Genomic DNA, 770 nt, shown 5'->3' with positions numbered 1-770 from the left:
TGCACGTCGACGCGCCGTCGTCCCATGTGGACTGGACCGCGGGCGAGGTCCGGCTGCTGACCGAGGCGACGCCGTGGCCCGAGACCGGGCGCCCGCGCCGCGCGGCGGTGTCCTCGTTCGGGATCAGCGGCACCAACGCCCACACCGTCCTCGAACAGGCGCCGGCGGTCACCGCGGCCGCGCCGGAGCCCGCGACGGCACTGGCGGTCCTCCCGTTCACGGTGTCGGGCAAGACCCCCGCGGCTCTGCGCGCGCAGGCCACCCGGCTGCTCACCCGGCTCGGCGACGACCCCGCCGGCACCGGCCTCGCCGACCTCGCGCTGTCACTGGCGACGTCCCGGACCGCCTTCGAGCACCGCGCGGTCTTCCTCGGCTCGAGCACCGAAGACGTCGTCGCCGGGCTGACCGCGCTCGGCGACGGCGCCCCGCTCGCCGGGCTCACCGAGGGCGTCGCCGACCTCGACGGCCAGATCGTCTTCGTCTTCCCCGGGCAGGGCGCCCAGTGGGCCGGGATGGGCGCGCGGCTGCTCGACGAATCCCCCGAGTTCGCCGCGAAGCTGACCGAGTGCGCCGAGGCCCTGTCCGCGTACGTCGATTGGTCGCTGCCGGCCGTGCTGCGTCAGGAAGACGGCGCGCCCGCGCTCGACCGCGTCGACGTCATCCAGCCCGCGTCCTTCGCCGTGATGGTGGCGCTGGCCGAGCTCTGGCGCTCCCGGGGGATCGTGCCGGACGCCGTCGTCGGCCACTCCCAGGGCGAGATCGCCGCGGCC

Annotated in this window: 1 protein-coding gene; it reads left to right on the top strand. The window is 76.1% G+C overall.

Going from position 1 to position 770, the window contains the following annotated elements; all coding sequences use genetic code 11:
- A partial coding sequence (locus G3I65_RS22045) for an acyltransferase domain-containing protein (RefSeq protein ID WP_160697788.1) occupies positions 1-770 on the top strand: 770 nt, incomplete at both ends.

This window comes from Amycolatopsis sp. SID8362, assembly GCF_010550475.1.
GTDB classification, from domain to species: Bacteria; Actinomycetota; Actinomycetes; order Mycobacteriales; family Pseudonocardiaceae; genus Amycolatopsis; species Amycolatopsis eburnea.
The sequence above is the reverse complement of the archived record's forward strand: the minus strand, read 5'-3'. Positions and strand labels throughout refer to the sequence as shown.